Origin of the sequence: Halioglobus sp. Uisw_031 (assembly GCF_047729875.1) — a bacterium.
GTDB lineage: Bacteria > Pseudomonadota > Gammaproteobacteria > Pseudomonadales > Halieaceae > Marimicrobium.
Genome location: NZ_CP159826.1, coordinates 246,804 through 260,751 on the forward strand (window position 1 = coordinate 246,804; position 13,948 = coordinate 260,751).

A 13,948-nucleotide genomic window follows, 5' to 3' on the forward strand; every position below is an offset into this window, starting at 1 on the left:
TAATTTCTAACATCACAAATAAGAGAGGCACTGATAGATGCAGACCAAAGAGGGCGACCAGACCGGTGGAAATAATACGACGCAGGCGTTAAACGGTGCTGACTTTGACCCCGATGTGATGCGAGACAAGTATCGTCGCGAACGCGATAAGCGTTTGCGCGAGCAGGGCAACGATCAGTACATTGATATTTCGGGCGCTTACAAACACTTTTTAGAAGACCCCTACTCGGGGCCCATTGTTGACCGAGAGCCTCTAACCGACCAGGTTGAGGTGTTAATTGTCGGCGGCGGTTTTGGCGGCCTGCTGGCGGGCGCCCGCCTGCGACAAGCAGGTGTAGAAGATATTCGCATCATCGACCCAGCCGCCGACTTTGGCGGAACGTGGTATTGGAATCGTTACCCTGGAATCGCCTGTGATATTGAGTCCTACACGTATTTGCCGCTACTGGAAGAATTGGGCTACGTCCCGCAAGAGAAGTATGCTTTCGGCACCGAGATTCTGGCTCACAGCCAAGCTATTGCCCAAAAATTCGACCTGTATCGCGACGCCTGTTTTCAAACGCGGGTTGAAACACTGCGTTGGGATGAGAGCGAGTCCTGTTGGATTGTTTCGACGAATCGCAAGGACTGTATGAAGGCACGCTACGTGTGTCTGGCCACCGGCCCCTTGAATCGTCCGAAACTTCCTGGTCTTCCGGGCATTGAAAGTTTTCAGGGACATTCATTTCATGCCAGTCGGTGGGACTATCAATATACTGGCGGCGATGCGACGGGCGGTCTTGCCGATCTGGCGGATAAGCGTGTCGGCATCATTGGCACCGGTGCCACATCGGTCCAGTGTGTGCCGATGTTGGGAGAGTCGGCCAAGCAACTGTATGTTTTTCAGCGCACGCCCTCTTCGATCGATGTTAAGAATAGCCCTCCCACTGATCCCCAGTGGGCACAGAGTCTTCAGCCCGGCTGGCAACAACACCGCATGGATAATTTCAATGCACTGGTCTCCGGTGTGCCCCAGTCAGAAGATCTGGTGGGTGATGGCTGGACCGACCTCATTGGGAAATTGCTGTTTGCGATGGAGCAGAATCCGACGGGAGATCTGTCCCCTGCCGGTATCGAGCGAGCGGTGGAGCTGGCCGATTTTGAGAAGATGGAAGAAATCCGCGCCAGGGTAGACGCCATTGTGAAAGATCCGCAAACGGCAGAAGCCCTAAAGCCTTATTATCGCCAGTTCTGCAAGCGGCCCTGCTTCCATAACGAGTATCTTGAAACATTTAATCGTCCCAGTGTGACGCTGGTGGATACTCAGGGCAGGGGCGTCGACCGGATCACGGCAAAAGGTGTCGAGGTTCAAGGCCAGGAATATGAATTGGATTGCCTCATCTACGCCACCGGTTTTGAGGTGGGTACGGACTATTCGCATCGCGCTGATATCCAGTTGCTGGGGCGTGATGGCACCAGCCTTACGGAGGCCTGGGCGGGCGGTGTGCGCAGCCTTCACGGTATGCACGTCAATGGGTTCCCTAACTGCTTCATTATGAGTAATTCACAGGCGGGATTTACTGCGAGCTACCCGCACCTGCTCGACGAACAGGCAAAACACCTTACGTATATTATTAAAGCGGCTTCTGACAAGGGGTGCGTTGAGGTCGAGGTGACGGAACAGAGTGAGACGAGGTGGGTTCAGCACTGCATAGACAAGGCACGTGATGCCGGCGATTTTCTTGAAAACTGCACCCCAGGCTACTACAACAATGAGGGTAGGGCGGGTGACCGAAACGCGCAAGACGGTTTTTATGGTGGGGGCTCAGTAGAGTTCTTTCGTCTCCTTCAGGAGTGGCGCGATGAAGGCGGCCTCGAGGGTCTGGAGCTGAAGCCGTCTGAATCGTAGGATTTAGGGCCACATACTGTTAACCCTTAGCAGTAGTGTGATTCTTCGTGGTCGGCAGATTGATGTCAGGAGCCCGTCGAACTCTAGCGTGCTCATAAGGAATAACGCTCGCTACAGATATCCTGCTTGCGTTTGTCATGTTGAACGGATCCCACAATATACCAATGGCTGCTCTCGTCAGCTATTGCGTGCGTTATACAGTGACGATAATCTTTAGCCGGAAAAGCGATGACCATGACTAAAACAGCCGATACCTTAAGGGAGTGCGCACAACAATGAAGTTTGTTCTTTCCACCTCGTTCAGCAGTGTGACACACCTGACACAACTGGCGCCTGTTGCGGACACTCACGGATGGCATGCAATGTCCTTTTCGGACCATGTGGTGAATCCCAAGACGATTGATACGCCGTATCCCTATACCGACGATGGAAGCCGTCGTTGGCCACCGTTTACCGACTGGCCTGATCCTTGGGTCATGATTGGTGCGCTTGCCGCTATCACTACAAAGCTGCGTTTTACCAACAATATTTTTGTGCTGCCTATGCGTAACCCCTTTCTTGTTGCAAAGGCGATCAGCACTGCCGCAATCATTTCCGATAATCGAGTCACCGCGGCTATTGGAGTGGGTTGGTCCGGCGACGAGTTTGCGCTGATGGATGCTGATTTTAAGACTCGAGGTAAGCGTACGGACGAAATGTTAGAAATTCTGCGCCTGCTCTGGAGCGGTGAGTATGTCGAGTATCACGGACAGTACTATCAATTTGATGCGCTGGAGATGAATCCCGCGCCGACTGAATATGTACCAATCTGGATAGGTGGTATTTCAGCACCTGCGATGCGCCGCGCTGCTCGGCTCGGTGACGGTTGGGTGACAGATTTGCAGACCAGTGATGACATCATCGAGTCCATTGACAGGATTAAAGTTTGGCGCGCAGAATATGGACGTGAGCATCTGCCCTTTGAAATTATGGCAACCCCATCAGATGCTTGGGATTACGATGGATACAAGCGTTTGGAAGACGCCGGCGTCACGCATATTTTAACCATGCCGTGGCCGTTCTATCACGGGGACACGGACGAGGTGGATAAGAAGATTGACAGCGTGAAGCGTTACGCCGACGATATTATCAGCCAGTTTTCCTGAGTCTTTAGGCCGTCGGTGCAGTAGTCAGCAGGGTTAAAACTATGCGGCCTGTGCCTGATCCTCGGTGAGTTTCCAGGATTCCAGAAGTAGCCTGGTGTCGCGGTCCCAGGGATGGAAGCCGTCCTGATAGTACTCTTTGTAGGCTGGCCATACCCGGCGCAGTATCCCCTCTTTGGAAAACAGAAATTTCCAGCCCTGTGACCACAGTCGTGGGCTCCACAGTTTTTTATCTTTTCGAAGCATGTGTGTCAGTCCCGCCATCACATCCACCATTAGGAAAAGGGTCGACTGGCGCATGGCCCGCTTGCGCATTTTCTCGGTCCCGCCTACCGCTTTGTAGACATCGAAAGCCACTGACTTATGCTCCATTTCTTCGGCTGCATGCCACTGCCATAGCGCTTGCATGGCGCTGTCCGTATTGCCAATCATGGGGTCATCTTCGCTGAGAGCGGTTTCGGCGAGGATAGCCGTGATGTGTTCAAAGGCCGCGGTCGAGGCAAGGCGCTCCATGGGAGACAGGAACTTATAGGCCCGTTGAATATTTTTCTCTAGGCGTCCCTCCATGACTTGCAAATCATAGCCGCGCTGTTCGCACAGTGCTTGGTTATAACGTTGGTGTTGGCGACGGTGAAAGCCTTCCTGTCCGCAAAAACCGCGAATGTCTTCGTTCAGTTTGGGGTCATCGATCTGGTCGGCATAATAACGCACACTGTCGATAAAGAACTTCTCACCCAAAGGAAAGGTGATCGACATCGCGTTGAACCAGGCGGTCTTGAATGGGTGATTATCATACCAGTCGTGCTTCAGAGACCGGCCGATATCGTATTCCCTATCGCGAGGGTGTATCGGTACATTACGGGGTGTATGAGACAGTGTAGACATGGTGTGTGGCTCCAATGCTGATAGCTTGCATTGAGTCTACGTCTTTTTCAGGCGATAAAAAGGTCTAATGTGGCCAGATTTAAGTGATCAGTGGTCGATGTCGGTCAGCCTCAGCCAACGCCGCCCCAGGCTCGCGGCATTTGCATGTTTAGCCGTTCAAGACCGCCGTTCACGCCGAGAATTTCACCGGTGACGTAACTCGCTGCCGGCGTGCACAGGTATAGGGCGCCCAGTGCAATATCTTCTACCTCTCCCAGGCGTGCCATCGGGGTCAGATCCACCATCATTTTCTCTATTTCCGGTGTCAGCACTGTGTTGAGTGCATCCGTTTTGGTGGAACCTACGGCGATGGCATTGACGCGCACCTTGGGTGCAAATTCCTGTGCCAATTCCTGAGTCAATAGTGACAGCGCTCCCTTGGCGGTGCCATAGGCAGCAAAGCACGGTGTGGGCTTGTGGCCTGCAATGGAGGAGATGTTGAGTATGCAGCCGCCGCCGGTCGATTCGACCATCAACGGCGCACAAATACGCGACATTTCATAAGCGGTGCTCACGTTAAAGCGAAAGGCATTCTCGAAGTCACGCGCCGTGGTTTGTGACACGGGCTTAGGTGGAAAGCCGCCAGCATTGTTCACTACAATATCGATACGCCCGAATTCCTGCATTGCGCGATCAGCAAGATTTTGTAGTTGCGCAAAGTCCAGCACATCGGTTGGCACGACCAGTGCGCGCTGACCCATGCTTTCAACCTCTTTTGCCACACTTTCAAGGTCTGCCTGTGTTCGCGCACCGATCACCACATCGGCACCCGCCTCAGCAAAGGCTTTTGCGATAGCAGCACCAATGCCTTTGCCTGCACCCGTGATCACAGCGACTTTCCCATCTAGTCTGAAGTTATTTAAGATCGACACGTTAAGCTCCTTGGTTACTGAGGCAATGCGCAGGGAAAGGGCAGGGAGCCCGGGATGTCTGCGACGAAGTTGCCTTCCTCCGCACGATCAATGAGGGATGTGGGATCGTTTATCGCTCGGTCGAACCAGTCGACCATGCGTTCTCCTGCAACTTCGCCATAATAGAATTCAGGACGGATAGTGACGACGTGGACACTGTTTTTCGAATCGCTAGTCAAGAACCAGTCTATACCAGGCAAATCCTTGGTGTCGCAGTAAGCGCTCCGCATGGCATTGATCCATTGGGCTTCGTTAGTAAAGAAGGCATCAATCTGCTGGGTCGTGTCTTTCTGGTTCGATACAACTAGCATGCGTTGCTCTGCCACCTGCAGCAGCCGGGGTGACATGGCCTTATAAATCTCAGGCCCCACCGCACATTCTCCCGAGAAGCAATAGGAAGGCAGTAAAGGCTGTGCGTTCCACGCTGGAATTTTAATTGGGCCCAGACTGCGCACACCGGCATCGGTGCCGTTATCAAGGCCGCCACCTGCATCGGGGAAGGCCGTTGTGCGAGGCCATTGCAAAGTATCGAGCACGAAATGGTGATTGTACATGGTGCCATATGCTCCGGCTGAAAACCCGCCGAACAGTGCCGTCAGCAGATCAGGTCGGAAGCCGGCATCTCCAGCGGCATCCATTTCCTTCCAGATGATGTCACGTGTTACCCGCATGCCGGCGCGCAGGTTGACGGCGCCGTAGCGAGGAACCTCGAAATCGCTGAAAGTTTCGAAAACGCCGCCCCCCATAAAAACGTCTTGATTGCAGTAGGGTAGGTAGACTTTCGTCCAATTGGCAAACGGGTTATCCATATCATCGCCCATTATACCGCTACCCGGTGGCCTCGGGTCTTGTGCGTTGAACAGTTGTGGACTTGAAGCGATCTTGCTGCGGCAATCGTTTTCAAACAGGCAGACTCCGCCACCTTCAAGCGCTGCAATAACGTTGTCAACCGGGTAGCCATCGGGAGCAAGCCGAATATGGATAGCATAGTCGGTGCCATCACCGCACATCGTCCCCCATTTTTCGCCATCAAGTACTAGCATGCTCCATTCGCCTCGCACGGGCATAACGTCTACATTACTTGGGCCGCAGTCGAGTTGAAATGGTTCTGCGTCGTCATGCAGCACCGCTACAGAGCAGTCGACCTGCTGTTCAGCCATTGCAACATACCTATCGGGCTCTACGGCAATAAGATCAGAGAGAGTGGGACACGCCTCACCAATGGTGGCAGCAGCCGATACTGCTGCGGCCTGCTGAGCGGCGGTCACTGCGGCGGCATCACAGTCTTCGGCTATAAGACAGGCGCTCATTGCTGATAAACTGTTGTCGAAAAATTGCGACACGGTTTCATGGGCTGTATTCAGGCAGCTGCGTTGTTCGGGCGTCGCGTTAGGCAACACAGCGCCCTGTGGACCACCAAAAGTACGCCATGCGATAGATGCCGGTTGCGCTTTGCAGTCGGCCTGCAGTCGGCCTACGGCTGCATCAAGAGATAGCCCCATAAACTCGCCGTCTGTGCAGCTATCTTCTAGTGTATTTTGCAGCGTATTCTGAGCGTCGATTATGTCAGGATTTCCATTGTCGCAGGCGACGTCTTGGTCCGAGTAGCAAGCACGCTGGGCGGTGTTGACCGAGGCAACACAAACCTGCAGTGCTTGTGCTGCATCATTGTCGCAACTGGCCGTGGCTGGGGGAAAGGTATTGTTTGAACTGTCGCTGCATGCACTTAGTACAAGACTTATGGCAATAGCGATCAGTGCAGTTGCGTGGCGCCTATAGATCGTCATATCGAACAACTCCTGACTCTATTAGTATTGGACCTATTCTAAGACTCTTGCGCGGTTACTACATGCGCGGTGGGTATGCAGAGTTACACCCCGGTCTACTTATGCGCATAGCGCAACTGTCTGAGAACGACAAACCGGCCCGCTATCCTTAGTGGGGTGAACTCGCGGGTTCACCCGATCTTAAGCCTATTCCCTTGCAGTAGTAAGGTGTAGAATCGTAAAGATAATAGAAACCCGCTAAAAAAAGAGGGATAAGCATGAAGCGTAGGGATTTTCTCGGATATACCGGATTAGGCGCATTAGGCGTTGCTGCATCGTCAGTCCTCGGTGGTTGCAGTGAAGAAGAGCCGTCAGTCAAGTTTTGGCAGCACGGTAACTTCAGGCCTGTATCGGAAGAGGTCACCGAAACAAATCTCAAGATTGAGGGCAGCATCCCCCCTGAACTCAGCGGCCTGTATGTGCGCAATGGCACCAATTCCTCCAACGGCATCAGCGATCACTTTTTTGGTGGTGATGGCATGATGCACGGCGTGCGTTTGGAGGGTGGGGAGGCTAAGTGGTACCGCAATCGCTACGTCAATACGCCCGTCTATCGAAAAGAGACTGGCGGCTTCGGTGCGCCTAAACCGGAGGACACCACCAGCGCCGTTTCAATGCTCTATCACGGCGGAGAGCTGATGTCCCTGGGTGAGTTTGGCTACCCCTATTTGGTAGATCCCGATGACCTATCGACCAAGGGCGCCTTCAACTACGACGGTAAATTGCCGGGCAACATGACCGCACATCCGAGGATTGACCCGGTGACGGGTGAGTTGCTGTTCTTTGGTTATAACGTTGTGCAGCCGTATTTAACGTATATGCGCGCTGATGCGGCGGGCAATATGTTACAGGTCGAGCCGATCGAGATGACCGGCCCTAGTATGGTTCACGATTTTGCTGTGACCGATCACTATGTCGTGTTTATGGAAATGCCGGTCAGGTTTTCCTGGACGATGGCGATCTCTGGCAGCGGTCTGCCCTTTAAATGGGATGACGATGCTCCTAGCCGCTTTGGCGTTATGCCGCGCAATGGCACCAATGCGGATGTTAAATGGTTCGATGTTCCTACCTGTTTTATTTTTCATATTATGAACTCCTACGAGCAAGGTGATGATGTGATTGTCGATGCCGCTCGTTACGACAATCTCTGGGTGAAAAATTCGCACGATTTTTTCCATCCTGCACATCTCTCGCGTTTCTCGATGAATATGAAGACAGGTCAGGCATCCGTGCAGCGTATTCATGACCATGCGATGGAATTTCCCACGGTAAACCGCAATTACTGGACCAAGGATTACCGTTATGGCTATAGCTTGGTGGTTGATGAGAAAAATGATTCGCCGGAGCGGATAGGGCAATCGGAAGGGGGCATTCGAAAATATGACCTCAAGACCGGCGCAGAAGACAGCTATTTGCCGGGCCCCTCGTTGACGCCGGCTGAAGCCATCTTTATCCCTGCTCGCGAATCAGGTGGCTCAGAGGATGAAGGTTATCTGGCCAGTTACGTTTATGACAAAAACGCACAAACCAGTGCATTTTGTCTGTTTGACGCCACTAAAGTCTCAGCCGGACCCATTGCCAAAGTGCAACTGCCGGTGCGAGTGCCCGTAGGATTTCATGGCGTATGGGTGCCTGATTCGGTGGTGAGTTGATCAGCGCAGACTCCTGCGCTGTGAGTTCGGTGCGAACGTTGGTCGCACCTAGCAACGCACTGTGAATAAAGTTGCCGTAGTCACGGGTGGTGCTAGGCGGATTGGCCGTGCAATAGCGATACACCTACATGAGTTAGGCTTCGATATTGCGTTGCATTATTGCAATTCTGTTGACAGTGCGAATGCGCTTGCCGATGAGCTGCTTAGCGCGCGAAGCAACTCATGCCAATTATTTCAGGCAGACCTTCGCGATCAGGAGCAACTTTGTGCCTTCACGGAAGCACTTTGTGACCGATATTCTTCGATTGATTTACTGGTGAATAACGCCTCTGGCTTTATGCCAACCCCTATCGAAGACTGCACAACGAAGCAATTTGATGACCTGTTAGATGCCAACCTGCGAGGACCCTATTTTCTGATTCAGGGCCTGTTGCCAGCGATGCAATCTGGCGGTGCCAGTATCATCAATCTAACAGACGTGAACATTCATCGCCCACTGCGCCACTATAGTGCCTACACCGCGGCCAAAGCCGGCATGGCATCGCTCACACGCAGCCTCGCGGTAGAACTGGCGCCGAGCATTCGTGTCAATGGGATAGCGCCAGGTGCCATATTATGGCCAGAAGAAAATGACACGTATGACGCGTCCATGCGAGATAAGGCGATAGAACAAACGCCGCTAAAACGTTTGGGGGAGCCATTGGATATCGCGCGCACGGTAGAGTTTCTTGCCTGTGGCGCGCCGTTTATTACGGGCCAAGTGGTTGTGGTAGACGGGGGCTGGAGCCTGGTCGGCTAGGAGTAGGGCGCCAAACGGCACCCGAATCACGCTAGCCTGCAGTGCACTCTACTCTCCTAGGAGTTTTTGCTAGCTAGTCCACCTGTATGGTTATGCTGTCCTCAACACCAATCGCATGATGGTCAGGCGCTCTGAGGCTAATCCGAAGGGTGTGATCGCCGGACGCAATGTTTGCCGGCAGAACAAACTCCAGAGAGTCTGAAAATGCCGTGATATGCTCCGCAGCGTCATCATTTGTGTCCAAGTAGAAATGGTAATGTCCAGCGCTCACATCATCATGACCTGAGTCTGACTCGTCAGCCGGCATAGCTGAATCGGCATGTCCATGAGCTTCCTCGGGTGGCACTAATTCAAAATTATTAAACCTGAATTCAACGGGAATAGTGTCACCGGGCGAAAAAGCTTCGCCTTCAGTGGGACGAGAGATGGTGACCTCTGCCCGCACGGGATCGGGCTGGCTCATCTGCGCGTCATAATTTGGCAATTTAGAGCCTATGAAAATGAACATCTCATCATCGCTGGAAAAGGCACCAGTGATCGCGCAGGCATCACAGAATCCATCCCCAGCGCCCAGCTCGGAATCACAACTGGCATTATCGTCCGAGCCATTGCAAAGAGAGGCTATCTTGCCCGCCACACAGGCGGTGGGCTTGCACCCACGGGCATTGGGAGGCCTTAGAGAACTCCTCACGACCGTTTCGATATTAGGTGAGCCGTCAGCATTAACCCCATTATTGTAGACGGCGCAGTTCTCAACTATTCGCTTGGCGCGATCGGGGCTGTTAAACGTTATAACAGGATCGTAGTAGACGTAAGCAGGGTCGTCATAGGCGAAAGATTCGTAAATTATTTTTCTGCTATCCTTGATTATCGTGGACCAGCTTTCACCCCGCTTATGGTTGTGTGAGGTCGCCGCTAGCAGTCCATCGCCTTGATCGAAGACATAATCCGCACACTTGGTCTCCTTCGTAAATGGAGCCACGCCGGTGGCGATAAAAATGCTACTGACGTCATTGATGCCTTTTGCTTCGAACCGACGGTCCGTGGCGTAATAAAAATTTTGCCATACTTTATGCCTGCCATCTTCAGTGGAAAGGTTAAAGACGTGGGAGTTCCAGTGCTGGGTACCCCTTACTGGATACTTCTTGTAGTAGCCATCTTTTTCAATCCCGGTTCCCAGCCCTAGAGTCGCTCCGCCCCCTCCCGCGGTGTCGGGTATAGGCCCGTATCCCCTGCAAGCAATACTGTTTTGAAGCTCGGCATGGCATTTCGAATACTTGCCACAGGAATCTAGGTCGGTGGGTTCACAAATTTGTCCCTCAACCAGGGCCGCGTCTGGGTGGCTACTAATCGCGCCACAGGTCCACTCACCGTATTCAGGGTCATGAATTTGGTCGATGCTCGCTGCAGACGCGTACTTGAGGTTGTGGTGCGTATAGGCCGCTTGACGCTTTGTCCCGCCCCTTATGTAAAAGTAATCGCCCGTTTCATCCATAAACTCTGGTGGAATTTGATCGCTAAAATCCTCATAGACCGCGAAGCAAACTTCCCGCTCTGCTTCCGCCGGCGCAGCATGCCAAGGCATGGAGGACTGTAGACCTTCGCCCGGCGCAGGGGCTTCCAACGGTTTGATGATGGATTTACCGGGTTCTGGAAGGCAGACCCCGAGTAGGTCTTCGATATAATCTTCTTGCAGGCCTAGAGTATCGCCGACAGAACCCTCTTCTGGAGCTGCCTGCGAGATCCATATTTGGATAGCTTCCAGCTGATCGGATGTAAGACCGTTTCCGCCGGGAGGCATTGGTAGATCAGGGTAACTACCCTGATGGGTCGCTGCGGATAACTTTCTGTACAGAGAGCTTTGTGAAGGCTTTTTAGGCCTCACACGATAGTGCGACGAGCCCTGCGATGGCACGTCCAGTAGGTTTGCATATGCGTTGTCTTTTGTAAGGTCTAGGCCGCCGGCCTCTACCTCCGAGCTGTGACACGCCGAGTTGGCGCACGATACCAGTGTCTCGTTGTAAATCGCGTCCCAAGTGCTGTCGTAGGTAGGGCAGTAATCCAGTGGTTGGTCGCTGTTAATTAACGCGTTGAGCGAGTGAAACGTATAGGTGTTACTGCCGTGGTTCTGCATGGTAAAAGCAATGGCGTCTCCGCGCTGGACCGCAACGGGTAATACGATGGTCGCTTTTATCACGCCGCTCTCACTGGGAATTGCTATTTCTGTTTCCCAGACAGAAGTCATACCTATCGATAATGCGAGGAATGCACTTGCGGGTTCACTCGCGGTCAATGCGCTGTGACTCAAATTCAATTCAAGTGTGGTCCCGACTTCTAGGTCAAGTAGGCTGTCTTGGCTGAGGGAAGCGTAGTTGCAGGAATCTGAGCGTATCTCTAATACATCGTCCTCGATCAGCCAGCCGGTGCCGAGTTCACAATCCACTACCGCTGGACGACGACCAAGAAATACATCTCTGTTTTTGGATTGTGTGTCCCATGCCTGTGCATTCACGAGTGGTATACGAAGAACCTCGTTACCGGGCGTGTAGGGGTTGTCACTCGACCAAGCCAGTAGCATATCGCGTTCACGCTTTGTGAGCTGCACCGAGCCATCAGGTGGCATTGTACCTTTCTCAATCGAAAGGTAGATTGCCGATTTGAATGTCTGTGTCTGGTCAAACTCTTCCAAAGAAAGCGGAGCCACCGAATTACCTGCGTTGTTATGACAGGCCACGCACTTGCTTTGCAGGATGGGGTTTATGTCACCCTCAAAAGACAGCGTCTTCTCGCCGGAGGGGGATACAGCCTGAGGACTTACTCCGCTTCCGATCGCGGCTGGCCCTGAAGAGCCGCCACCACCGCAGGCATGAAGAAAGACGACCATTAAAAAAACACGAGTTACGACGGAAAAGACTTTCATTGAGCAAATGACCTTAGTAGTACGTTCTAGTTATATTGACTGCCGTTCGCTGGAACACACCAGACATTTACAGCAGCGCTTTATTTCTACAATCAATTTTGTCCATTTTACAGCGACCCAACCGGCTGTCAACATATTAGCCTTCTCTCTGCAATAGTCTTTGAGGAGTTATTTGCGGTAAAGTTCCAGTGCTTCCCAAACAGTTTGTGTTCCTCTACTACGACACGGCACCTCGAAAGCGCACATTACTGTAGTGAAAAGGTCCGTTATGCGTCCCAGATCAGCAGTGTCGTCGGCAAAGCCGGGTGATCAGGGCTGGGAGGGGCACGATAATAGAAAACAAACCTTCATTATCGCCCCTTGTTGTCCGTAGTCTATGCGGAGACTTTGAGAGTATAGTGAGGCGACTCATTAGCCCGAGGCAACAACAGATGACCTGGGAAGACCCGCTCACTGCGCACTGTTCCGGATTTCGGACCATGCAGGATAATTTGTCTTATAGCATCGCTGCGCAAGACATTCGCGGCACGATACCTGAGGACCTTAAAGGACGTTTTTTTCGCATTGGCCCGGCCAGAAATGAATTAGCCGGCAAACCCTTCGGTCACTGGTTCGATGGCGACGGTGCGGTCAGTAGTTTTCGCGTTGAGGACGGACAGGTACATTACCGCAGCAGCTTTGTAAAAACGCCCAAGTATTTAGATGAAACTGCCGCTCAACGCGTCCTCTACAGAAGCTTCGGCCACAATGCTCCGGGTGGCTTTTTCAAAAATCTTCATATGCCGGCCAATTGTGCCAATACCAGTATCGTCTATCATGGCGGAAAACTGCTTAGCCTGTTCGAGGGAGGGAGGCCTTGGCGCCTAGACCTGGAAACCCTTGAGACAATTGGCGAGGAGGATTTTGATGGCGTTCTAAGAACACGCGACACGTATAGTGCGCACGGTAAAATTCATCCGCGCACTGGCGATTACATCAACTTTGGTATGGCAGCGGGTATCACCGGACCACAAATGAATCTTTTTCGCGTGTCGCCGAGCGGTCGCATGGTGAAGCGCGGTAAGGTTAAGGTTGATCGTATGGCCTTCTGCCACGACAACGCGATGACTGAAAACTATCTGGTCGTCATGGTCATGCCGGTGTCTTTTAAAAGCCCGCTTAATGTCATTCTCGCGCGCGACACAATTGATCAGAATATGGACTACCAACCCGAACTGGGAATGAAAGTGTATGTCGTTTCGCTCGACGATTTTAGTTTGGTTCGCACATTTGAGGTCGATCCATTTGCCTTCGCGCATTGCTCTAATTGTTGGGAAGAAAATGGCGAGCTGTTTGTCGATGTGCTGCAGTTGAACGACGAACAGGGAGAGCAGGGCAAGGCGCAGTTCCGCGATATTTTTCATCAGCCTTTTCCTGCCAGCGGAAAAATGCAGCGTTATCGTTTCAATATGATCAATGGCTCCGTCCAGCCTGAAGCGCTGCCCAATGAGCTGCCCTGCGAATTCCCTCAATGGGATTGGCGCAAGACAGGGACAAAATCACGCATTATTTACACCGCGGCCATTTGCCAGAACGAGACGCCAGGCTTTTATAATGCGCTGCAGCGAATCGATCTTGAGAACGGCAGCGTCAAGGTATTTGATAGCGGGGCGGGGCGCTACGTGTCAGAGCCTATTTTTGTGCCCCGCACCCCGGATTCTCCAGAATCCCAAGGCTATCTTTTGACAGCGGTTTATGATGCCAGCACCGAACTGTCTGAATTAGTTATTCTTGACGCGGAGACATTGTCGGAACCAATAGCAACGGTGCCGCTTAAAAACCATATTCCCCATGGATTTCACGGTGGCTGGAGCAGCCTTTAATGACTGCAGAAAAAGCAAATAACA

General features: G+C 52.5%; 9 protein-coding genes. 5 read left to right on the plus strand and 4 right to left on the minus strand.

Going from position 1 to position 13,948, the window contains the following annotated elements:
* Nucleotides 1-37 precede the first annotated feature (37 nt).
* Nucleotides 38-1,888, plus strand: coding sequence for a flavin-containing monooxygenase (locus ABXT62_RS01095; protein ID WP_415356704.1), 1,851 nt, complete (start codon nt 38-40; stop codon nt 1,886-1,888).
* A 275-nt stretch (nt 1,889-2,163) separates the two neighbouring features.
* Nucleotides 2,164-3,033, plus strand: a complete 870-nt coding sequence (locus tag ABXT62_RS01100; protein ID WP_415356705.1) for an LLM class F420-dependent oxidoreductase — start codon at nt 2,164-2,166, stop codon at nt 3,031-3,033.
* A 39-nt stretch (nt 3,034-3,072) separates the two neighbouring features.
* Here the strand turns inward: ABXT62_RS01100 and ABXT62_RS01105 are convergent, their stop codons facing one another.
* The 3 genes from ABXT62_RS01105 to ABXT62_RS01115 all read right to left on the minus strand — a co-directional run bounded on the left by ABXT62_RS01105 (nt 3,073) and on the right by ABXT62_RS01115 (nt 6,652).
* Nucleotides 3,073-3,915 carry a metal-dependent hydrolase gene (locus ABXT62_RS01105; RefSeq protein WP_415356706.1) on the minus strand — a complete coding sequence of 281 codons (843 nt, stop codon included), beginning with the start codon at nt 3,913-3,915 and terminating at the stop codon, nt 3,073-3,075.
* 110 nt (nt 3,916-4,025) lie between these two features.
* Nucleotides 4,026-4,826, minus strand: coding sequence for a glucose 1-dehydrogenase (locus tag ABXT62_RS01110; RefSeq protein ID WP_415356707.1), 801 nt, complete (start codon nt 4,824-4,826; stop codon nt 4,026-4,028).
* Nucleotides 4,827-4,840: 14 nt separating this feature from the next.
* Complete coding sequence (locus tag ABXT62_RS01115; RefSeq protein WP_415356708.1) at nt 4,841-6,652, minus strand: pectin acetylesterase-family hydrolase; 1,812 nt, start codon at nt 6,650-6,652, stop codon at nt 4,841-4,843.
* A gap of 257 nt (nt 6,653-6,909) precedes the next feature.
* On the opposite strand from ABXT62_RS01115, the gene ABXT62_RS01120 reads away from it, so the two are divergent.
* The gene (locus ABXT62_RS01120) at nt 6,910-8,343 is read left to right on the plus strand and encodes a carotenoid oxygenase family protein (protein ID WP_415356709.1); all 1,434 of its coding nucleotides are present in this window, start codon (nt 6,910-6,912) and stop codon (nt 8,341-8,343) included.
* 61 nt (nt 8,344-8,404) lie between these two features.
* A complete protein-coding gene (locus ABXT62_RS01125; RefSeq protein WP_415356710.1) occupies nt 8,405-9,142 on the plus strand; it encodes a pteridine reductase in 738 nt (245 codons plus the stop codon).
* 73 nt (nt 9,143-9,215) lie between these two features.
* Here the strand turns inward: ABXT62_RS01125 and ABXT62_RS01130 are convergent, their stop codons facing one another.
* Nucleotides 9,216-12,062: a hypothetical protein gene (locus ABXT62_RS01130; RefSeq protein ID WP_415356711.1), complete on the minus strand. Its 2,847-nt coding sequence runs from the start codon at nt 12,060-12,062 to the stop codon at nt 9,216-9,218.
* A 431-nt stretch (nt 12,063-12,493) separates the two neighbouring features.
* On the opposite strand from ABXT62_RS01130, the gene ABXT62_RS01135 reads away from it, so the two are divergent.
* Nucleotides 12,494-13,924, plus strand: coding sequence for a carotenoid oxygenase family protein (locus tag ABXT62_RS01135; RefSeq protein WP_415356712.1), 1,431 nt, complete (start codon nt 12,494-12,496; stop codon nt 13,922-13,924).
* Nucleotides 13,925-13,948 lie beyond the last annotated feature (24 nt).